Source organism: Flavobacterium sp. TMP13, assembly GCF_050847115.1.
GTDB lineage: Bacteria > Bacteroidota > Bacteroidia > Flavobacteriales > Flavobacteriaceae > Flavobacterium.
In genome coordinates this window covers 3,101,539-3,123,623 of record NZ_CP193656.1, presented here as the reverse complement: position 1 = coordinate 3,123,623, position 22,085 = coordinate 3,101,539, and the positions used below count along the sequence as shown (strand labels likewise).

Genomic DNA, 22,085 nt, shown 5'->3' with positions numbered 1-22,085 from the left:
ATAAATGGAAAAAGTTACCGTAATAAAAATAGGAGGCAATATTATTGACAATGCAGCCGAATTAGAGCAATTCCTTACTGATTTTTCAAAAATAGAAGGCAATAAAGTGCTGGTTCACGGCGGTGGAAAATCTGCTACAAAAATGGCCGAAAGTATTGGTTTAGTGCCAAATATGATTGAAGGCCGTCGCGTTACTGATGCCCCAATGTTAGACGTTGTTGTCATGATTTATGCAGGTCAGATTAATAAAACGATCGTGGCGGAACTGCAGTTTAAAGACAATAATGCAATTGGCTTTTCGGGTGCAGATGGAAATTTGATTCAATCAACCAAGAGAAATCATCCTACTATCGACTACGGTTTTGTTGGTGACGTAAAAGCGGTAAATACCAATTTATTACAAACTTTACTATCTCATAAAATTGTTCCCGTTTTTTGTGCCATTACGCACGACAAAAACGGACAATTGCTAAACACAAACGCCGATACCATTGCAAGTGAACTCGCAATTGCACTTTCTGAAGTTTACGAAGTAACTTTAAATTATTGCTTCGAAAAACAAGGTGTTCTGTCCGATTCTGAAGATGATGATTCGGTAATTCCACAAATTAATTCCAAATTATACGCACAACTCAAGGCCGAAAAAGTAATTCATTCGGGCATGATTCCTAAATTAGACAACTGTTTCAATAGTTTGTCAAAAGGGGTGCAACAAATAAAAATAGGGCACCATCAAATGTTAAAAAACGATCAAATCGTGCATACATTAATTACCCTCTAACCGTTTTAAATTATATTATTTGAAACAAAAATCTTAAAACAGTTATATGAAAACCATAGAACTATTGACGCAGGAAGCCATCGCTTTACTAAAAAAATTAATAGAAACGCCTTCATTTTCAAGCGAAGAAGACCAAACGGCACTTTTAATAGAAAGTTGGTTTATACAAAATCAAATTCCGTTTAAAAGAGAAAAAAACAACGTTTGGGCTTTCAATAAATTTTTCGACAAGAGCAAACCAACCTTATTATTAAATTCACATCACGATACCGTAAGACCCAATCAAGCTTACACCAATGACCCATTTAAAGCCATTGTCCAAGACGGAAAATTATTTGGTTTAGGCAGCAATGACGCCGGCGGTTGCTTGGTTTCGCTATTGGCGACTTTCGTATATTTCTACGAAAATGAGAATTTATCACACAATTTGGTTGTGGTAGCATCGGCAGAAGAGGAGAGTAGTGGCAAAAATGGTTTAAACAGCGTTTTACAACATTTACCAGCACTAGATTGTGCCATTGTTGGTGAGCCAACTTTGATGCAATTGGCAGTTGCCGAAAAAGGTTTACTGGTTTTAGATGTCAAAATAAAAGGTACTGCCAGTCATGCAGCGCATCAAAATGACGACAATTGCATTTACAGCACCATGCAAATCATCGATTGGTTCAAGACTTTCAAATACGATAAAATTTCAGAACAATTGGGTCCCGTAAAAATGACTGTTACTCAAATAAATGCTGGAAAACAGCACAATGTGGTACCGTCAGAATGTGATTTGGTGGTCGATATTCGTGTAAACGATTGCTATTCTAATACCGAAATTCTAGAAGTTGTAAAGAACAATATAAATGCTGAGGTCACGCCACGTTCCATGCACCTAAACGCGTCTTCAATTCCCGTAAATCATGGGTTGGTTCAAGCGGGCATTGCGCTTGGCAGAACCACTTATGGCTCACCAACGCTTTCAGATCAGTCGGTTTTGAGCTGTCAATCGCTTAAATTGGGACCAGGCGAGACCTTGCGGTCACACTCTGCAAATGAGTTTATATTTTTGAATGAAATCGAAGAAGGAATAGATTTATACATTAAGATCTTAACCGATTTTTTTAAGCTTTAAAATGATTAGGAGCTATTTCCCGCTATTCGCTATATCTTTACTTGCCTAAAGAAGGCAAGCAAAGGATGCCGCTGCTATCGGGGCTAGGGACTTAAATTTTAATTCAAGTTTTTTCTTAAATAAGAAACTTCGCAAATCTCTGAGCAATCTCTGAGCCTCTTTGCGAAACAAAAAAGTAATAATTATGAAACTTTGGGAAAAAGGAATACCAACCGACAAAAAAATTGAGCAATTTACGGTTGGAAATGATAGAGATTTAGATTTGGTTTTGGCCAAATATGATGCTTTGGGTTCTATTGCGCATGCCAAAATGTTAGGCCAAATCGGACTGTTAACTTCCGAAGAAACCAGTTCGTTAGTAGCTGCTTTAGATGAAATTATTGCCGATGTCGAAAAAGGAAACTTTGAAATCGAAGATACTTTCGAAGACGTTCATTCTAAAATCGAATATTTGTTAACTATTAAGTTGGGCGATGCTGGGAAAAAAATTCATACCGCGCGTTCTCGCAACGACCAAGTTTTAGTCGATGTGCATTTGTATTTAAAAGACGAATTAAAAGCCATTAAGGAGCAAGTAAAAACGTTGTTTGATCTGATGATGGAATCCGCCGAAAAGCACCAAAATGTTTTGTTACCAGGGTATACGCATTTGCAAATTGCCATGCCATCGTCCTTCGGAATGTGGTTTTCAGCTTACGCCGAAAGTTTAATTGATGATGTAACGATGTTGAATGCTGCGTTAAAAATTGTAGATCAAAATCCGTTGGGTTCTGCTGCAGGTTATGGCAGTTCATTTCCTATCAATAGAACCTTTACCACGCAAGAATTGGGTTTTGAAACTATGAAGTACAATGCTGTTGCGGCTCAAATGAGTCGTGGAAAGGCAGAGAAAACAGTGGCGTTCGCAATGAGTAGCGTCGCAGCAACTTTGTCTAAATTTTCTATGGACGTTTGTTTATACATGAGTCAGAACTTCAGTTTCATTGGCTTACCCGCGCATCTAACGACCGGTTCGAGCATCATGCCGCACAAAAAGAATCCAGATGTGTTTGAGTTAATTCGCGGAAAATGCAACAAGATTCAGGCATTACCTTATGAAATTACATTAATCACCAATAACCTTCCAAGTGGCTATCACCGCGACTTGCAGTTATTAAAAGAAGGATTGTTCCCAGCGCTTCAAAACCTGAAAGCCTGCTTGGATATTGCAATTTTTTCAATCAAAGACATTACAGTTAAAGAAGGAATACTAAACGATAAAAAGTACGATTATCTTTTTACTGTTGATACGTTAAACGAAATGGTAGTTGCCGGAATGCCTTTTAGAGATGCATACAAGGCCGTTGCTGAGCAGCTGGAAAGTGGTACATACGAATCACCAAAAGCAACAAAGCATACGCACGAAGGAAGTATCAACAATCTTTGTTTAACAGAGATTAAAGAGAAGATGAAAGCTTCCTATTAAAATATAAAATGCGCTATTAATCATAGCGCATTTTTTTTGACCTAATATTAATAGCAAAAACAGAAAAATCATGTTAATTACATATAGTTGAAATTACTACCTTGCAGAAAAAATGTATGTCATCATTTGAAGAAAAATCTACTTTAAAACTTTTTGAAAAAAAATTCATTACAGAAAACCAGTTCGATCAAATAAAGGATTACCGTGGTCTTGGTATTTTCTCCTTGCATGCAGAACTAAAACTGGCGCTTTATCTTTCTGTTTTACTATTTACCTCTGGTGTTGGAATTTTAATTTATAACAACATTGATACTATCGGGCACGTTGCGATATTATCTCTATTAGTGATTACAATCGCAGTTTGCTTTTATTATAGTTTTAAAAACTCCAATGGTTTTAGTCGTACAGAATCACAATTCGAAAATCCAGTTTTAGATTATGTTGTATTAGCCGCAAATATTTTAACCTGCACCTTTATTGGTTATTTGCAATTTCAGTACAATGCTTTCGGTACACATTATGGTTTGGCAATGCTAATACCCACGATAATTTGTTTTTTTTCTGCTTATTATTTTGATAATAAAAGCGTCTTAAGCATAGCAATAACTGGTCTTGCAGCCTACATTGGATTGACGGTCACGCCCCGTGCACTCTTAAGCGAAGAATTTTACGCGACTGAGGGTTTAAGTTTTTCTGCAATTGCTCTTGGGATTGCTCTTATAGCTTGGACAATCTACAGCAAACGAACTATTTTAAAAACGCATTTTTCATTGATCTTTTTTACTTTCGCATTACATCTTATTGGTCTTGTATCCCTTACTAATTTGGTGCACTTTAACTCTGCTATTTGGTTGCTTTTCTTGATAATACTCGGCTTAGCCTGCTTTTATTTTTATAAAATTAGTTACGAAATCAAATCAATTTCATTGTATGTTTTTACAATAATTTATGCCTACATAGGCTTAAATTTGGTCATTGCACAACTCTTTACTATAATTGATTTTGATGATATCTGGGAATTGCTAATTGTACTCTTGCCTTTTTATTTTGTAACCTCCATCGTAATTTTTATCAAATTGATTAAAAAATTTAATAAACTTAAAAACTAATGCAAGCAATCAACAGTACTAAACTAGAAAACCTTATTTTGGTCGAGGAAGCAAAGTCATTGCAAAATGCTGGTTTTATTGGCAAGGAACAAATAGAATACATTAAAAAAGAGTTGGACACGCCTAAGACAAATACTAATATTCTTGTTCGTTTGGGTTTCGTTTTGTTGGGTCTATTATTATATGTATCAATATGCGGTGCATTTTCACTTTTTGGAATTTCCGGAATTGATAATAATTGGGAAGTCTTTCTGTACTTATATGCTATTATCGGAGTTGCAGGTGCTGAATTTCTCTGTGCTCAAAATTATTTTAAACATGGTTTAGAAGAAGCTTTTCTATTGGGATCTCAATTGGCTTTAGGCGTGGCCATTAGTGAAGTATTTGAATCTGATTTACTTACTGCTATTGTTGTGGCAGCTGTCGCTATTTTAATGTATACCAGATACTTACACATACTGTCCATGCTTATTTTTTGCGTGGCGCTTTCCGTCTTTCTATTTTTAGCAATGTTGGAGTTCGGAAATTTAGGAAAGAGCATTTTACCTTTTGTTTCACTTTTGTTTTCAGCAGGCTTTTATTTCTGGACAAAAAAATTAAAAGGTAATTTAATAAAACAATATTATCGCGAAGGGATTTTACTTGCCAATACTTTCTGTTTAATTCTATTTTATCTTTCGTGTAATTATTTTGTAGTTAGAGAACTTTCTGTAGTACTGCTAGAAAATGAAATTCTTCCAGGTACGGATATATCCTTTGCTTTATTTTTTTACTGCTTTACGATAATCGTCCCAATTTTATATTTTATTCAAGCACTAAAAACGAAAGACAAAATTATGCTGTGGATTAGTTTTTTAGCAGTTGCATTTTCTATGTATTCTTTTGAGATTTATTTTTCTGCTCTATCAGGAGAGATTGAATTAACGATCGCAGGATTAGTATTGTTTGGAATTGCTTTCTTTACGATAAAAAAATTAAAACATAATGACATAGGAATTACCTTTAAACCAGATAGAATTACTAATTCAAATCAATTCCTAAATGCAGAAGCATTAATTGTAGCTTCGACTTTTGGAATGAGCCCAGAAGTATCTTCAGAATCTTCGATGGAATTTGGAGGTGGAGATTTTAGTGGAGGAGGAGCTGGAGGAAGCTTTTAAAAAAATAATACCCAAACCATAAATGAGGTTTGGGTATTATATGATTTCCTATAATTTAATACGTATACTAAATTTTACTTTTTAATGTCTCTGCATTGATATCGCTATGAGAGGCATTGTAAGTGGCTTTTTTATTCTTAATTAAAATAAGTTGAGGCGATTGATGTTGAACACCAAAACGATTCGCTATTTCATTTGACACATCTCGATATGAAATTAAGTCTAAAAAATAAGCATCAACTACTTCATTTAAATCGTATTCTCTTTCAAATTGTTTCAGTGCCATTCGGCTAATGCTACAACGAGTGCTGTGTTTAAAAATTACAATAGGCTTAACACTAGAATTAGACTCAATATCAGCTAACTGTGTTAAATTTGTAAGAGGAATCCAGTTCACTTTTGAATCTGATTGTTTTTCTGCATCAGAACTTCCGAAAATATTAGATAAAAAACTCATTTTGTCTTGATTTATGACCTTTTGACATAATATTTTAATTTTTTTTCAAAATAAACGTCATTTTGTCTGTTTATATGTAATGGAATGTAATTTGACCATTGTCTAGCAAAGTTAATTATTCTTATAAATAATAGTAACTAAAAAATTAATAAAGATGAATATAAATAAATTTACCATAAAATCTCAGGAAGCCATTCAGCTTTCGCAACAATTGGCGCAGCGTAATGAGCAACAACAAATTGAAAATGAACATATTCTCAAAGCAATTTTTGAAGTTGATGAAAATGTAGCACCTTTTTTATTGAAAAAATTAAATGTAAATGTGCCTTTATTTCTGCAACTTTTAGACAGTCAAATTAAGAGTTTTCCTAAAGTTTCTGGCGGAGAGCTAATGTTTTCTAGAATTGCAAATACCACTTTGAACGAAGCTGAAATTATTGCTCAAAAAATGAACGATGAATACGTTTCGATCGAACATTTAATTTTAGCTATTTTTGATTCTAAAAGTAAAGTTTCACAAATTTTAAAAGACCAAGGCGTTACAGGAAAAGGATTAAAAGCTGCAATCGAAGAATTGCGAAAAGGTGAACGAGTAACGTCGTCTTCGGCTGAAGAGAATTATAATTCATTAAATAAATTTGCAAAAAACTTAAACGAATTGGCTCGTACTGGAAAATTAGATCCTGTGATCGGCCGTGATGAAGAGATTCGACGCGTATTGCAAATTTTGACTCGTAGAACTAAAAATAACCCCATGTTAATTGGAGAGCCAGGAGTTGGTAAAACTGCGATCGCTGAAGGTTTGGCGCACAGAATTGTTGATGGAGATGTTCCTGAAAATTTAAAAGATAAAATTGTTTTCTCACTAGATATGGGTGCTTTGATCGCAGGAGCAAAGTACAAGGGAGAATTTGAAGAACGGTTAAAATCAGTAGTAAAAGAAGTTACTGCTGCCGAAGGCGACATTGTTTTATTTATTGATGAAATTCACACTTTAGTGGGAGCAGGCGGTGGAGATGGCGCTATGGATGCAGCTAACATCTTAAAACCAGCTCTGGCTCGCGGAGAGTTAAGAGCTATTGGTGCGACTACTTTAGATGAATATCAAAAATATTTTGAGAAAGACAAAGCGTTAGAACGTCGGTTTCAGAAAGTATTGATCGATGAGCCAGATACTGAAAGTGCGATTTCAATTTTACGTGGAATTAAAGAAAAATACGAAACGCATCACAAAGTTCAGATTAAAGATGAAGCGATCATTGCTGCTGTCGAATTATCGCAACGGTACATAACGAATCGATTTTTACCAGATAAAGCGATTGACTTGATGGATGAAGCTGCCTCGAAATTGCGTATGGAAATTAATTCAAAACCCGAAGAATTGGATGTTTTGGATCGTAAAGTGATGCAATTGGAAATTGAAATTGAAGCCATTAAACGCGAAAATGATGAGTCAAAACTAAAAGGACTTCGATTGGATTTAGCCAATGTAAAAGAAGACCGAAACGAGATTTATGCCAAATGGAAATCTGAAAAAGACATCGTGGATGGTATTCAGCAGGTAAAACATGAGATCGAAGATTTTAAATACGAAGCGGAACGTGCAGAACGTGACGGTGACTACGGAAAAGTAGCTGAAATTCGTTATGGAAAAATCAAGGAAACACAAGAACGTTTGGAAGCATTGCAAAAACAATTACAAGAATTTCAACAAGGTAGTTCTTTAATAAAAGAAGAAGTAACTCGCGAAGATATAGCAGAAGTTGTGGCTAAATGGACCGGTATTCCAGTTATGAAAATGCTACAAACCGAACGCGAAAAATTATTGCATTTAGAAGATGAATTACACAAACGTGTGGTGGGTCAAGAAGAAGCAATTGAAGCGGTAAGTGATGCTGTACGCAGAAGTAGAGCGGGATTGCAAGACATGAAAAAACCAGTTGGGACGTTTTTATTTTTAGGAACTACTGGAGTGGGTAAAACCGAGCTTGCCAAAGCTTTGGCAGAATATCTTTTTGATGATGATAATGCGATGACTCGTATTGATATGAGCGAGTACCAAGAACGTCATAGTGTAAGCCGTTTAGTTGGTGCGCCTCCAGGATATGTTGGTTATGATGAAGGCGGACAATTGACAGAAGCTGTTCGTAGAAAACCGTATTCTGTAATCTTGTTAGATGAGATTGAAAAAGCGCATCCAGATACTTTTAATATTTTATTACAAGTTTTAGATGAAGGTCGTTTAACGGATAACAAAGGGCGTTTGGCTGATTTTAAAAATACCATTATCATCATGACGTCTAATATGGGTAGTCAAATTATACAAGATAAATTTGATAATAGTAAGGGTAATGTTGAAGCTGCATCTGAAGCGGCAAAAGTGGAGGTTTTAGCTTTACTAAAACAGACGGTTCGTCCGGAGTTTATCAACCGTATTGATGAAATTGTTTTGTTTACACCATTGACCGTCGCCAATATTACAAAAATTGTCGGTTTACAATTAAAAAGCGTGACCAAAATGTTAGCGTTGCAAGGCATAACGATGGATTCAACTCCACAAGCAGTTGCCTATTTGGCCGACAAAGGATACGATCCGCAATTTGGAGCCAGACCTGTAAAACGTGTAGTGCAACGTGAAGTTTTAAATCAATTGTCTAAAGAAATTCTTTCGGGCGCCATTACCACCGATAGTATTATTTTGCTAGATGCTTTTGATGGTCAATTGGTTTTTAGAAACCAAACGCATACAGTTTGAAATTAATTTTAAGTACTCAGTAGTAAATTGAAAAAAGGTGCAAAATTTAATTTTTGCACCTTTTTTTTATATAAATTCATCGTAGCTTTTTGTTAAAGAATTGTTTTATCTATTGATGGTGGTACGGTTCGTTTTTTAAAATTGTAAATCCACGATACAATTGTTCTATAAAGAACAAACGTACCATTTGATGCGAGAACGTCATTAAAGACAGTGATATTTTTCCTTGGGCTTTATTGTAAACTGCTTCTGAAAATCCGTACGGACCGCCAATTACAAAAACCAGAGTTTTTACTCCAGAATTCATTTTCTTTTGCAATTCGTCAGAAAATCCAACGCTCGAAAAATTTTTACCGTTTTCATCTAATAAAATCAACTGATCAGTTGCCGCTAATTTGGACAAGATTAGTTCGCCTTCTTTCTCTTTTTGTTGGCTTTCAGACAAGTTTTTTACATTTTTAATATCTGGAATAATATCAAGATCAAATTTGATATAAAAAGACAATCGTTTGCTGTAATCATCGATTAAAGTTTGCAACGCTTTATTATCGGTTTTACCAATGGCAAGAAGCTTAATGTTCATTAAATTTTATTTTTTATTGGAATAGACAGTTTTAAAATGTTCTACAGTAGGAAAAGGTTCGTAATAATGATGCAACAATTCTTTCCATTGTAAATAAGCTGATGATTCTCTAAATCCTATGGTATGAGATTCTAAAGTATTCCATTCAACTAGTAAAAGATACTTATTATCTATCTCTAAACATTTTTGTAAAGTATGACTTAAATATCCTTCGACAGCACTAATATATTGACTTGCTTTTATAAAATCCAATTCAAAATCTTTTGTTTTACCTTTTTTTACAAAAAGTACGACGCCTTCTAAAATCATAAATTATAGTTTTGAAATGGAATCTTCAAAAGTTTTGAAGCGTTGATCTAAATCTTTTATTAATTGTTTTTTGACTGATTTTTCTTTGATGAAACTATAGTTGATGCTGTTGTATACGTATTTTTTAATATCTTCATAACTCACTTCAGGATAGCGTTTTGCGAGTAAAACAAATTGCTCTGTTATGTTTGTTCTTAAAATTCCAGCATCGTCGGTACTGATTACAATTGGAACATCAAATTGTTTGTAAAGCGAAAACGGATGACGGTTTTCTTTTACTTTTAATATGAATTCATTACTGACTAAATTTATTTCAATTGGAATGTCATTTTTAGACATATATCGTAATAATTCGTATGAATTCTTCTCATACGCAATAGCAACACCATGCCCAATTCGATTTGCTCCCGCAATATGAACCGCAGCATTAATGTGCCACGTTAAATCTTCAGGCTGCACTAAGCCAAGCGTTAATTCGCCGGCATGCAAAGTGTATTTTACGTTTGGAAATTTTGTGTGACAATATTTAAAGAAAACCATGTGTAACCAATAATCTTGCATCGAAGTAGCGCCATCTTCTGGCGAAACAATGTTCACTCCAGCAATAAGATCGCTAGAATCGGCTGAGATAAATGCGATCACCAAGTTGGTAAATAAATCGACAGGTTCCATAAAACGCAACACGAAATTTTGATAACGCATGGTAAATTGCTTGTCGTCAATTTTTAGGTCATGGTGTAATTTGGCTACGAAATTCTGATTAAAATCTTTTGCATACGATTGAGCGTTCTTTTTTTCAATAGAATTGAATATCTCTTCTAAAAGTTTAAAAACTTTCTTTTCGTCCTTCGAAACTGCAGCTTCTCGAAGTTGTTTATCGTAGAGCTTGAGATCAGCTAAATCTAGATCGTGCGGAATTGTAGACAATTGTGTTTCGATGTAACTCAAATTTTCTGCAATAGCTCTATTTTTTAATTCCAGTAAACCATTCGGAAAGCTACCGTCGAGAGTTGTAAAAAATTTATCAAAGGAATCAAAAAATAAATCATCGGATGGAACTGATCCGTTGTAATCTTTTACCGACCACGTTTCTAGAATTTTTTGCTGATATGCTTTAAGTTTTCCTTCTTTTTCTAAAGAAGAAAATAAAGACCAATTACCTCTAATTCCTTTTGATTTAGAAACGTCCATCGTTTCTAAATTTACATAAAAATCTTCTTTAATTGCTTTTGCTAATAAAGGCTCTGCATAAATAGAACCCGAAAAATGATGGTGTAGGTCACCTCCCTTTGGCATTTGCTGAAAAAATGCAGTTAATTCGACTTCTTTAGTCCTAATTTTAGTTAAATAGTCAGCAGTCGATTGAGCGAATGTAAATTGAAAAAAAATAGAAAAAAATAGAGTAGCAATTAATTTCATATAGCACGTTTAAAAGTAAATAAAAAATATTTACAGTTAGCAAAAGTACTTTATTTCGCGCAATTTTAAAAGAAGCTCGGTTGTTGGCGTTTTAGTTTGATAGAATATCGCTATTTATTTTATCAATCTTGTCATTCAATATAAAATTTAAGATTCAAAAATATGCAATCTTCTTCTTGCTGCAGCTGAGAAGTATCCAACAAAAATTCACCAAATTAATCGAAATTTGGTGATAGGCTTTACCATTATCGGAGAAATTTATCGTTCCTAGAAAGACCAAGATAGTTCTAAAATCAACATCAAGACTACAGTTTAGAAACTTCAATTTCATTGGCTTCTTTAGCTTTTTTTTCTTCTTTTTCCTTTTGAAGTTCTTGTTTTTTAGTGGTCAGTAAACTTCCTAACATCATAAAAACAGTACTTAAGACAATGACTTGAATTATTAAAGATTTATTCACCAAAGGAATTTTTAGAATGGGATCTAAACTTAAAAACAATAATATCGTAATTAATCCACGAGGTGCGACAAACAATAATGGCATCAATGGAATTTTTGATAAATACAACTGTATGGCACGAAGAGAGTAAATAATTAATACAATGACCAATGCCCAAATAACCGTGTCTGGATTTAATATTTCAGAGGTTTCTAGCAAATAACCAAATAGTAAAAAGAATAAAGAGCGTACTACAAAAGCAGCTTCTATATTTAATTCCTTAAATTTTTCGACCTCTTTCGTTAATGAATCAGGACGGAATCTTTCGCTCCACTTGAAACGCTTCAACTCATCAAAATTATTAATTGAGAGTCCAAAAATAAGGATAAATAGTAAAGCTGGTAAGTGATACATTTTTGATATCTCGTAAATTAAAATAATCAACAAAATAATTGGAACAAACTTAATATGATGGTCAATTTTATTCAATAAAAACGAAAGCAGTAGAGTTGCTAAAAACGAAACTACAATGATAATTAGCATCTGCAATAGGAAAAATCCGAAAGTAGCTGCACCAAAATCAGTATTATACAAAACGAAGTTAAAAAAAATCACACCAAAAATATCAGATAAACTACTCTCATAAGTAACAAATTCCCGTTTTTCTGAGCTTAAATTTCGAACACTAGGGATTGCTATTGAACTACTAATCACACAAAACGGAATAGCACTACATAGAGATGCTTTAAAATCATAGCCACCATAATAGTGAAAAAGGTACGCCAAAATAATAGCCATCGTTACTACGGGTAAAAATGCTCCCAAGGATGATTTTTTAATCAAACTAATTTTTGATTCGTTTAACTCTAATTCCAAAGATCCTTCTAAAACAATTAAAATCAGACCGATAGTTCCTAAAATGGGTAATACCATAGAAAAATCAGGAAGATCAATAAATAGTAAATCAGTTACTTGACGAACAACCCATCCTAATAAAAGCAATAATATAACTGATGGAATTTTAGTTTTAGAAGACGTCAAATCAAAGAGATAAGCGACAAGTAATAAAACGCAAAAAGTAATTATAATAGTCATAAATGAAATTTAAAATTTGAGTGGTTCACTTTTCTTATTCAAAAAAAAGTTTAAAAAAGCATGTAATATAATACATTTGAAACTTAATATAATACTTTTTCATCATTTTGGACTAAATATTTTGCTTGTAATTCCCTTTGCAAATGATTGTTTGACCGCTATTTTACTCGTATTTATTTTATAGTTATCACTTTATACTTGTCATTTCTTTTAAAAATTTTACTTTTGCCTTTCTAAAATTGAAAGAACTCTCTTTCTTACAATTGCCTGAAAATTGCAATTAATAATAATAAAATCTTCCAGAATTAAAACGAATGAAGCAATACTTTAAGTTATTTGATTTTACTCAGAAAGTAGACTATAAAATCGAGATTTTAGCAGGTTTAACGGTTGCAATGACTATGATTCCCGAATCGTTGTCTTTTGCTATTCTAGCTGGTTTTCCTCCACTTGTTGGTTTATACGCTGCTTTTATAATGGGATTGGTAACTGCAATTTTTGGTGGTCGTCCAGGTTTGGTTTCTGGTGGAGCAGGAGCTACGGTTATTGTTTTAATTGCATTAATGAAATCACACGGTTTAGAGTTTGTTTTTGCCGCTGTAGCATTGGCGGGAATTATCCAGATTTTAGTCGGATTATTTAAGTGGGGTAAATTTATAAGATTAGTACCGCAACCCGTGATGTTTGGTTTCGTAAATGGTTTGGCAATAATTATTTTTATGTCACAATTAGAGCAATTTAAAACTATTGTTAACGGTCAAAGTGTATGGTTAAGTGGCAATCCGCTTTATATTATGGTCGGCTTAGTTGCTTTAACAATCGGCATCGTTTTCTTTTTACCTAAGATAACAAAAGTAATTCCTGCGTCTTTAGTGGCGATTTTAGTAGTATTTGGCATCGTATTAGGTTTTGGCATCGAAACTAAAACTGTTGCCGATATCGCTTCAATAAGTGGCGGTTTTCCACCTTTCCACATCCCTAATATTCCATTTACGTTAGAAACTTTACAAGTTGTTTTTCCGTACGCTTTAATTATGGCTTCTGTTGGTTTAACCGAAGGATTGTTAACATTGAATTTGGTTGATGAAATTACAAAAACTAAAGGAAATGGAAACAAAGAATGTATCGCTCAAGGAAGTGCTAATATTTTAAATGGTTTCTTTTTTGGAATGGGAGGTTGTCCAATGATTGCCCAAACACTAGTTAATCTTTCAGCAGGTTCACGAGCTCGCTTGTCGGGAATTATTGCTGCTCTCACTATCTTAATTATTATTTTATTTGGAGCTCCTATAATCGAGCTTTTACCCATGGCTGCATTAGTGGGTGTGATGATTATGGTAGCAATTGGAACTTTTGAATGGATTAGTTTTAGAGTTATCAATAAAATGCCAAAACACGATATTTTTGTTGGGGTTTTGGTTGCCATCGTGACTGTATTTCTGCATAATTTAGCTTTAGCAGTTTTAATAGGAGTAATTATTTCGGCTTTAGTTTTTGCTTGGGAAAGTGCCAAACGCATTAGAGCTAAAAAGTATATTGATGAAAAAGGAGTGAAGCATTACGAAATTTACGGTCCATTGTTTTTTGCATCTACAACTGCTTTCGCAGAAAAGTTTGATGTAGTTGGAGATCCCAATGAAGTTATCATAGATTTTGCAGAAAGTAAAATCGCAGACATGAGCGCTATAGATGCCGTTCATAAAATTACCGAACGCTATGCAAAAGAGAATAAAACAGTACATCTGCGACATTTAAGCGAAGACTGCCGTTTGCTATTACGCAATGCAGGAAGCATTATTGAGGTCAATATAGTAGAAGATCCAACCTATAAAGTAGCAATAGATTAGTTTTAAAAAAAGAGCTTGAAATTTCAAGCTCTTTTTTTAGTTTTTAATTTGACCAATGGACCCATTTTCGTTGGGAATTAATTCAAAAATAAATTTTGGAATTAAATTGGGCTCGATTCTATGAGAAACGTAAATTATCGCCATACTGCTTTCTTTAACTAATAAGTTAATTAATTGCGTAACAAGCGCTGTATTTGAATCATCTAAACCTTCAACGGGCTCGTCTAAAATTACCAGTGGTGGGTGTTTTAAAACGGCTCGTACGATAAGAGCCACACGTTGTTGCCCGATGGAAAGCCGAGTAAATATTTTATTTTTCAAATGACTCATTTTAATAACCTCAAGCCATTGCGAAACCACAATTTTTTGGTGCGTTGTTGGTTCGATGTATAAACCAATTGAATCAAAGAATCCAGAGAGAATCATTTGTTCCAAAGTATGATTTTTTTGAAATAAATCCATCATCGCTGTAGAGAAAAAACCAATGTTTTTTTTGATATCCCAAACACTTTCACCGCTTCCTTTTTTTGTTCCGAACAAATGTAAATCTTGACCGTAACCCTTGGCATTGTCACCATTTATAAGTGACAAAATAGTGCTCTTTCCGGAACCATTTGGACCAATTAACTGCCAAAAATCACCTTTATTAATTTCCCACGAAATACTATTTATAATTTTTCGATCTTCGTAACTGACCGAAACATGGTTTAGTTTTACTAATGGATTTGACATGGGTTCACCAACGTCCAAGGACTCAGGAAGAAGCGTCTTGGAAATAGAAGATTCTTTTATCTCGGAAGAATCAATAGGATGGAACGTGAATGAATTATCGATTATTTGCGCTTTGTTCGATGTAAAAGAAAACAAATCACTTTTGCGATTTACAATTTGAATAATGATAGTATGCTGCGCTAATTTGGTTATCGCTTCTTCTAAATTTTTTCTAGATAGTTGATCTAAGTGATCTAAAGGATTATCAAATATTATAAAATCTGGTTTCTGCGCGATGCAGTGTTTTAAAAATTCTTTTTTGCGTTCTCCAGATGAAAAGGTGCGCAATTTTCGTGCAGAAGTTGTCGAGGCGATACTATCATACTGATATTCTCTTTTAATAAACTTTTCGATTGCTAAGTCAGAAAATAACAAACCTTTTAAATTTTTTAAAAAGTAAAGTTCTGCAATAGATTCTCCTTTTACAATTTCATCAATAAAACTCTTCTTGTCGACTTGATTGGAGAGTAGCAATTCCCAATGAGAATTATAAAGCATTTGTGTTTGATTTTTTAATTCGGAATTTTTTCGATTACAACGGCATTGTCTTCAAGATCAAAATATGTACAAGTCATTTCGACAATATCGATACGCCATTTATTTATTCCACATTGTGCTGCTTGATTGCAAAAAGAGAAGTAATCGGTCTCACCATCCTGATGCATAACTAAAAACTGAATAAAGCGTTCCTTATTTACTGTCGAACTAATGGCTATTTCATTATATTTCTCTTCGGTAGAAGCGGTAAAGTTATTTACGCCATAATATTCGGTACAACCATCTTTAACGAAAGTGTCATAGCCTTTAACTCCTAAAATTATTAAATCTTGAATGTAATTTGGAAAATCTGCGCCTGTCTTTACTTTAGCATGCGACTCTTTGATTTGATCTATTGTAAACATAAATTTCTTTTTTGTTGACCTATAAAAGTAAGTAAATTTTTCATTTTTCGATATTTTAGATTGGTAAGAAAATCTTAATTAGATATCAATATTAAGTATACTACTTCAAGACGTGAAATACTCTTTAAGCAAAGATTAAAATTTACATGTATTAGACTTTATTTTTGCTATAATCTTTAGGATCAAAATCGTACCAATAACTCAAAAAGAGAATTGACTATTTTGCAGTTACTTAATTACTTTAAAGCGCGATAAAATCGTCTGTTTTAGGAAAAACGCTCAAGGCTTCAATTATAATTTCAGGAGTTGGTGTCGCTATTTTTCTCAATTTAGTATCCATCCAAGCACCATCAACCGTAATTACGGCACATAATTTTTCATCATTGTAAAATTCATGTACAATAGACCAACGAGAAGCGTCTGCTTTCATTTTAGACATTTTGGTTTTCATGACAATAACATCCGAAAGGTTAATTTCTTTTCTAAAAACACATTCTTCACGAAACAAAATTGGTCCAAAATGTTGCGTTTGCATGACGCGTAATGTCAGTCCTAATTGTTCTAATATTTCTACACGATGTTGTGCTCCAAAGTCATAATAAGCACTATGGCGTAAATGAAAATTAGGGTCTAAATCGGACCAACGAAAAGATAATTGTTTGCTGAAAGATGTCATTTGTCGTATTTAAATTAGTTAAGTCGCGATATTTTTAAAAGTAAATATCGCCGCAAAACTAAGAAATTGTACCGAAGATACTTTATGCAATCCCGATTTTAATATAAAATTAGTATGTACTTTAATTAATAAAAATGTATCGATCGGAATGAAAGATTCAATTTCATAAAGTAGTTAGAAATAGGATCGTTCACTTCTGACAGCTCTAAAAATTACTGACAAAATGCAAAAATGTCAGTCTGTCAGTATTTGGGAAGCTTTGCTACCATTCAAAACTGACAATTTATTAATGTTTTTTATATTGGCACAAAGATTGACTTAGGCAAGAAGAGATCAAAAATTATTATCAAAATTAAATATATAAAAAATGGGTAAAATAATCGGAATTGATTTAGGTACGACAAACTCTTGTGTTTCTGTAATGGAAGGAAATGAGGCAGTGGTTATTCCTAATGCTGAAGGAAAAAGAACTACACCATCTATCATCGCTTTTGTTGAAGGTGGAGAAATTAAAGTAGGAGATCCTGCAAAAAGACAAGCGGTAACAAATCCTACTAAAACAATTGCTTCTATTAAACGTTTTATGGGACATAGTTTTTCTGAAGTTCAATCAGAATTAGGTAAAGTTCCTTACAGTGTTGTAAAAGGAGACAACAATACGCCACGTGTGGATATTGATGGTCGTTTATACACTGCACAAGAATTGTCAGCAATGACACTTCAAAAAATGAAAAAAACTGCTGAAGACTATTTAGGTCAAACAGTTACTGAAGCAGTTATTACTGTTCCTGCTTACTTTAATGATGCACAACGTCAAGCTACGAAAGAAGCTGGAGAAATTGCAGGTCTTAAAGTTATGCGTATCATTAACGAGCCAACTGCTGCGGCATTAGCTTACGGATTGGATAAAAAAGGAACTGATCAAAAAATTGCTGTTTACGATTTAGGTGGAGGTACTTTTGACATCTCTGTTCTTGAATTAGGAGATGGAGTTTTTGAAGTATTGTCTACAAATGGTGATACACACTTAGGTGGAGATGATTTTGACCAAGTTATTATTGACTGGTTAGCTGACGAATTCAAATCGGAAGAAGGAATTGACTTGCGTTTGGACCCAATGTCATTGCAACGTTTGAAAGAAGCTGCAGAGAAAGCAAAAATTGAATTGTCTTCTTCTACAGAAACTGAAATCAACTTGCCATACGTTACGGCTACCGCTTCAGGACCAAAACACTTAGTTAAAAAACTATCTCGTTCTAAATTTGAGCAATTAGCAGCTACTTTAGTTAAACGTTCTATGGAACCAGTTGCTAAAGCATTAAAAGATGCAGGTTTATCTACATCTGATATTGACGAAGTGATCCTTGTAGGAGGTTCTACTCGTATGCCAAGAATTGTAGAAGAAGTGGAGAAATTCTTTGGTAAAAAAGCATCAAAAGGAGTTAACCCTGATGAAGTTGTTGCAATTGGAGCAGCTATTCAAGGTGGAGTTCTTTCTGGAGATGTAAAAGATGTATTGTTATTAGACGTTACACCTTTATCTTTAGGTATCGAAACAATGGGTGGTGTATTGACTAAATTAATTGAGTCTAATACTACTATTCCAACTAAAAAATCTCAAGTTTTCTCTACTGCAGCAGATTCTCAACCAACAGTTGAAATTCACGTATTGCAAGGAGATAGAGCAATGGCTGCTGATAACAAAACGATCGGTCGTTTCCATTTAGATGGTATTCCACCAGCTCCAAGAGGTGTTCCACAAATTGAAGTAACTTTTGATATTGATGCTAATGGTATCATTAAAGTTTCTGCAACTGACAAAGGAACAGGAAAATCTCATGACATTCGTATCGAAGCTTCTTCTGGATTAACTTCTGAAGAAATCGAAAAAATGAAAAAAGATGCTGAAGCTAATGCTGATTCAGACAAAATCTTAAGAGAAAGAGCTGAGAAATTAAACGAAGCAGATAGTACTATTTTCCAAACTGAAACTCAATTGAAAGAGTTAGGAGATAAAATTACTGCTGACCACAAAACAGCTATCGAATTTGCTTTAACTGAATTGAGAATGGCGCACCAATCTCAAGATCTTGAAGCGATCCAAAAAGGTTTAGACAATGTTAATGCAGCTTGGAAAACAGCTACAGAAGCAATGTATGCGCAAGGTGACCAAGGTCAAGGAGCTGCTCAACCACAAGGAGATGCACCACAAGGTGATAATGTTGAAGACGTTGAATTCGAAGAAGTTAAATAATTTCTTAGATTTATAAATAGAAAGCCGAGTTAGCAATAACTCGGCTTTTTTTATGACCTTTAGTGAAATTCTATTCTTATGATACAACTTAAAGATTATATTCGTGACGTTCCAGATTTTCCCAAAAAAGGAATCTTGTTTAAAGACATTACGCCACTATTAAGTAATGCCAAAGCCAGAAGAGAATGTTTGCATATTCTAGCAAATTCTTTAAAAGGACAACGTATTGACAAAGTAGTAGGAGCAGAAAGTCGTGGTTTTTTATTCGGAATACTATTGGCGCAAGAACTTAATGCAGGTTTTGTTCCCATTAGGAAACCCAATAAATTACCGTATCAAACATTATCTGCATCGTACGAACTAGAATATGGTTCGGATCATCTGGAAATTCATACCGATGCAATTCAAAAGGGTGATAAAGTACTGATTCACGATGATGTTTTAGCCACAGGCGGAACTGCAAAAGCAATGTGTGAATTAATTGAAAAATTGGGAGGCGAAATTGTTCAGTTTAATTTTTTAATGGAACTTTCTTTTTTGAATGGAAGAGAAAAGATAAAGGATTACCCGATTTTTTCGGCTTTTACCTATTAAATGATATAGGATTTTAAAGTTATTACCGTTTTTCATTTTAATGAAATAGAAAAGTTCACACACACATTATGTGTAATATTTATATAATAAAAAAATTTAAAAAACTGACTAATAGTGTTTTAAGATTTATTTTAAAAAAAATTCTCTTTTAATAAAACCAAAATACACTTAATGCCGTAAATGTCTGTATAACTTAAAAATTTAATTATGAAAACTAGAAACATTTTAACAGCAGCAGTATTTACATTGGTATTCGGAGTAAGTTCATTTGCTCAAAAAACAGTAATGGTTGGAGGAGCAGCAATGTACCCAACTAAAAACATTATCGAAAATGCAGTAAATTCTAAAGATCATACTACGCTAGTTGCAGCAGTACAAGCAGCTGATTTAGTAGAGACATTACAAGGAAAAGGGCCTTTTACGGTTTTTGCTCCAACAAACGCAGCTTTCGAAAAATTACCTGACGGAACAGTATCTACTTTACTACAGCCAGAAAATAAAAAAATGCTACAAGGAATTTTGACTTATCATGTAGTATCTGGAAAAATGAATGCGCTGGATATTGCTAAAGCAATCAAAATGGGTAAAGGTAAAGCTATGTTGTCAACAGTAAGTGGCGGTACTTTAACTGCCTGGATGGATGGAAAAGAATTATATATTAGTGACGAAAGCGGAAACAAAGCTAAAGTAACAATTGCAGATGTCAATCAGTCAAATGGTGTCATTCATGTAATTGATGCGGTTTTGTTACCTAAAAGTTAATTTGAGTTTGAATACAAAATAATTCCAAAACTATTTTTAATTCCAAAAAGCTGTAACAGTACATGTTACAGCTTTTTTTTATTTAAAAAACATCTAAAAATGTAATTATGAAACATATACAAAAAATTGTATAACTAAGTCAATGGACAAAAAGAAGAACTTTGAATTATCAAAATCGAAGTATTGCAAACTGCTTTATAAATATAATTTTAAATCGGATAAAATGAAAAATATCAATCTTAAAACAGCAAAAATGGAAGCCTTGTTTAATGGGCTACAAACAAGTTTTGGAGGCGTTTTGTCTTCCGATGAAAAAGAATATTCATTAGATCTTTCTTCTCCTTTATGCGAAGGAAAAATAGAAGGGATGACTTATGAAGAAGGAATTTCATACGTGCAGTTTGATATAAGGTTTAACGAAGCAATTTCATTTCATATTAATTCGTCTAAAACTTCTCCAATTATTTTTACCTATTGCTCTGAAGGCGCTTTAAATCATCGTTTTGACAAGCAAGAACAAATAAATACCGTATCAAAATACGAAACAGCAATTTTAACTACTAACAATGTAGAGGAAAATGAATTGTATTTTGCCAAAGATAAAAAAACAAAAGTGTTATTAATTTTAGTGGATACTAAAGATGAAAAAGCAGTTTCAACAAATGCATTGCATGAAATATTAACACAAACTTTTGCTGAGCCACTATCTGATAATGGAAATTTTATTCATTTGGGCGCACCTAATTTTAGAATAGCCGAAAAAATTGAGCAATTGAACGCGGTGAAACAAACAGGATTAGTTCGTAATTTGTTGAAAGAAGGTATTTTTAAAATCATATTAGCGTTAGAAATTGAACAACACTCTCAATTGGGCAACAAAAATATTTTTAGCGAGTCTACTTGTTTGAGTTTAAGAGATATTGATGCAATTAAAGAGTTGTCTCAACTGATTAAGCAACAACCGGACGAATCATTTTCAATTAAATTTTTATGTCAGAAATCGGGCTTATCAGCTAATAAATTGCAAGAAGGTTTTAAATTGGTTCACAATCGAACAGTAAATGATTTTATCACAAATACCCGTATTGAGAAAGCCGAAAGCTTAATGCGCAATTCAGATTTAAATATTTCTGAGATCGTTTATAGCATTGGTTTTAGTAGCAGAAGTTATTTTTCTAAAATATTTAAGGAAAAATACAACTGTAGTCCAAAAGACTACAGATACAGTCAAAATTCGCTAGCTATCACAGCCTAACATACCTCTGAATTTTCGATCAAAAACAGCTTTTATTGGAAAGCTGTTTTTTTAGTATCATTTGGTTTCATATAAAAAAAGTAAAATTTAATAGCAATCGTAAAGCCTACTAAATAACCTGAAAAATTTATATTTTAACTCAAAAGAAAAAAATTAAAAATGGTAGAAAATTTTTAAATAAAAATTTAAAAATAGATTTTATAAAGAGTCGTTTATAAGTTCTTTTTTTTATTTTTGAAGAGTTTCTTATAAAAAGTTAAAAAACACCCTATTTCAGTCAAAAATTTTTTCATTTTTTACGAAGTAGGTAATTACTGAGTTACATCATTCATCTGAA

19 protein-coding genes are annotated in these 22,085 nt (G+C 33.4%); 11 read left to right on the top strand and 8 right to left on the bottom strand.

All coding sequences use genetic code 11. The features are described from left to right. Positions 1-4 precede the first annotated feature (4 nt). The 5 genes from argB (at position 5) to ACRASX_RS13510 (ending at position 5,632) form a co-directional block, all read left to right on the top strand. The gene (gene argB / locus ACRASX_RS13530) at positions 5-781 is read left to right on the top strand and encodes an acetylglutamate kinase (RefSeq protein ID WP_432221606.1); all 777 of its coding nucleotides are present in this window, start codon (positions 5-7) and stop codon (positions 779-781) included. A gap of 46 nt (positions 782-827) precedes the next feature. Then, complete coding sequence (locus ACRASX_RS13525) at positions 828-1,898, top strand: M20 family metallo-hydrolase (RefSeq protein ID WP_432221605.1); 1,071 nt, start codon at positions 828-830, stop codon at positions 1,896-1,898. 184 nt (positions 1,899-2,082) lie between these two features. After that, a complete protein-coding gene (gene argH / locus ACRASX_RS13520; RefSeq protein ID WP_432221604.1) occupies positions 2,083-3,363 on the top strand; it encodes an argininosuccinate lyase in 1,281 nt (426 codons plus the stop codon). A 116-nt stretch (positions 3,364-3,479) separates the two neighbouring features. After that, complete coding sequence (locus ACRASX_RS13515) at positions 3,480-4,472, top strand: DUF2157 domain-containing protein (protein WP_432221603.1); 993 nt, start codon at positions 3,480-3,482, stop codon at positions 4,470-4,472. Continuing rightward, positions 4,472-5,632: a hypothetical protein gene (locus ACRASX_RS13510; protein ID WP_432221602.1), complete on the top strand. Its 1,161-nt coding sequence runs from the start codon at positions 4,472-4,474 to the stop codon at positions 5,630-5,632. The genes ACRASX_RS13515 and ACRASX_RS13510 overlap by 1 nt, the downstream gene beginning before the upstream one ends. Before the next feature lie 67 nt (positions 5,633-5,699). On the opposite strand, the gene ytxJ is transcribed toward ACRASX_RS13510, so the two are convergent. Next, positions 5,700-6,089: a bacillithiol system redox-active protein YtxJ gene (gene ytxJ / locus ACRASX_RS13505; RefSeq protein ID WP_066309062.1), complete on the bottom strand. Its 390-nt coding sequence runs from the start codon at positions 6,087-6,089 to the stop codon at positions 5,700-5,702. A gap of 154 nt (positions 6,090-6,243) precedes the next feature. Here ytxJ and clpB point away from each other — a divergent pair, with 154 nt between their 5' ends. Continuing rightward, positions 6,244-8,844 (top strand): ATP-dependent chaperone ClpB, encoded by a 2,601-nt coding sequence (gene clpB / locus ACRASX_RS13500; RefSeq protein WP_432221601.1) that lies wholly within the window; start codon positions 6,244-6,246, stop codon positions 8,842-8,844. 109 nt (positions 8,845-8,953) lie between these two features. Here the strand turns inward: clpB and rlmH are convergent, their stop codons facing one another. From rlmH to ACRASX_RS13480, 4 genes are all read right to left on the bottom strand, one after another. Continuing rightward, positions 8,954-9,427 carry a 23S rRNA (pseudouridine(1915)-N(3))-methyltransferase RlmH gene (gene rlmH, locus ACRASX_RS13495; RefSeq protein ID WP_432221600.1) on the bottom strand — a complete coding sequence of 158 codons (474 nt, stop codon included), beginning with the start codon at positions 9,425-9,427 and terminating at the stop codon, positions 8,954-8,956. Positions 9,428-9,433: 6 nt separating this feature from the next. Further along, a complete protein-coding gene (locus ACRASX_RS13490; RefSeq protein ID WP_432221599.1) occupies positions 9,434-9,736 on the bottom strand; it encodes an antibiotic biosynthesis monooxygenase family protein in 303 nt (100 codons plus the stop codon). Positions 9,737-9,739: 3 nt separating this feature from the next. Next, on the bottom strand, positions 9,740-11,155 hold the full coding sequence (locus tag ACRASX_RS13485) for an adenosine deaminase (RefSeq protein WP_432221598.1): 1,416 nt from the start codon (positions 11,153-11,155) through the stop codon (positions 9,740-9,742). Positions 11,156-11,460: 305 nt separating this feature from the next. Then, positions 11,461-12,687, bottom strand: coding sequence for a cation:proton antiporter (locus ACRASX_RS13480; RefSeq protein WP_432221597.1), 1,227 nt, complete (start codon positions 12,685-12,687; stop codon positions 11,461-11,463). A gap of 314 nt (positions 12,688-13,001) precedes the next feature. On the opposite strand from ACRASX_RS13480, the gene ACRASX_RS13475 reads away from it, so the two are divergent. Beyond that, the gene (locus ACRASX_RS13475) at positions 13,002-14,534 is read left to right on the top strand and encodes a SulP family inorganic anion transporter (protein ID WP_432221596.1); all 1,533 of its coding nucleotides are present in this window, start codon (positions 13,002-13,004) and stop codon (positions 14,532-14,534) included. A 36-nt stretch (positions 14,535-14,570) separates the two neighbouring features. Here the strand turns inward: ACRASX_RS13475 and ACRASX_RS13470 are convergent, their stop codons facing one another. From ACRASX_RS13470 to ACRASX_RS13460, 3 genes are all read right to left on the bottom strand, one after another. Next, the gene (locus ACRASX_RS13470) at positions 14,571-15,803 is read right to left on the bottom strand and encodes an ATP-binding cassette domain-containing protein (RefSeq protein ID WP_432221595.1); all 1,233 of its coding nucleotides are present in this window, start codon (positions 15,801-15,803) and stop codon (positions 14,571-14,573) included. A gap of 14 nt (positions 15,804-15,817) precedes the next feature. Beyond that, positions 15,818-16,207 (bottom strand): DUF1398 domain-containing protein, encoded by a 390-nt coding sequence (locus tag ACRASX_RS13465; protein WP_432221594.1) that lies wholly within the window; start codon positions 16,205-16,207, stop codon positions 15,818-15,820. Positions 16,208-16,448: 241 nt separating this feature from the next. Further along, positions 16,449-16,883, bottom strand: a complete 435-nt coding sequence (locus tag ACRASX_RS13460) for an acyl-CoA thioesterase (protein ID WP_432221593.1) — start codon at positions 16,881-16,883, stop codon at positions 16,449-16,451. 367 nt (positions 16,884-17,250) lie between these two features. On the opposite strand from ACRASX_RS13460, the gene dnaK reads away from it, so the two are divergent. The 4 genes from dnaK to ACRASX_RS13440 all read left to right on the top strand — a co-directional run bounded on the left by dnaK (position 17,251) and on the right by ACRASX_RS13440 (position 21,748). Continuing rightward, a complete protein-coding gene (dnaK, locus tag ACRASX_RS13455; protein WP_066309095.1) occupies positions 17,251-19,137 on the top strand; it encodes a molecular chaperone DnaK in 1,887 nt (628 codons plus the stop codon). Between the two features lie 78 nt (positions 19,138-19,215). Then, on the top strand, positions 19,216-19,731 hold the full coding sequence (locus ACRASX_RS13450; protein ID WP_432221592.1) for an adenine phosphoribosyltransferase: 516 nt from the start codon (positions 19,216-19,218) through the stop codon (positions 19,729-19,731). A gap of 207 nt (positions 19,732-19,938) precedes the next feature. After that, complete coding sequence (locus tag ACRASX_RS13445; protein WP_432221591.1) at positions 19,939-20,493, top strand: fasciclin domain-containing protein; 555 nt, start codon at positions 19,939-19,941, stop codon at positions 20,491-20,493. Between the two features lie 223 nt (positions 20,494-20,716). Beyond that, the gene (locus tag ACRASX_RS13440) at positions 20,717-21,748 is read left to right on the top strand and encodes a helix-turn-helix domain-containing protein (protein WP_432221590.1); all 1,032 of its coding nucleotides are present in this window, start codon (positions 20,717-20,719) and stop codon (positions 21,746-21,748) included. The last annotated feature ends 337 nt before the right edge of the window (positions 21,749-22,085 follow it).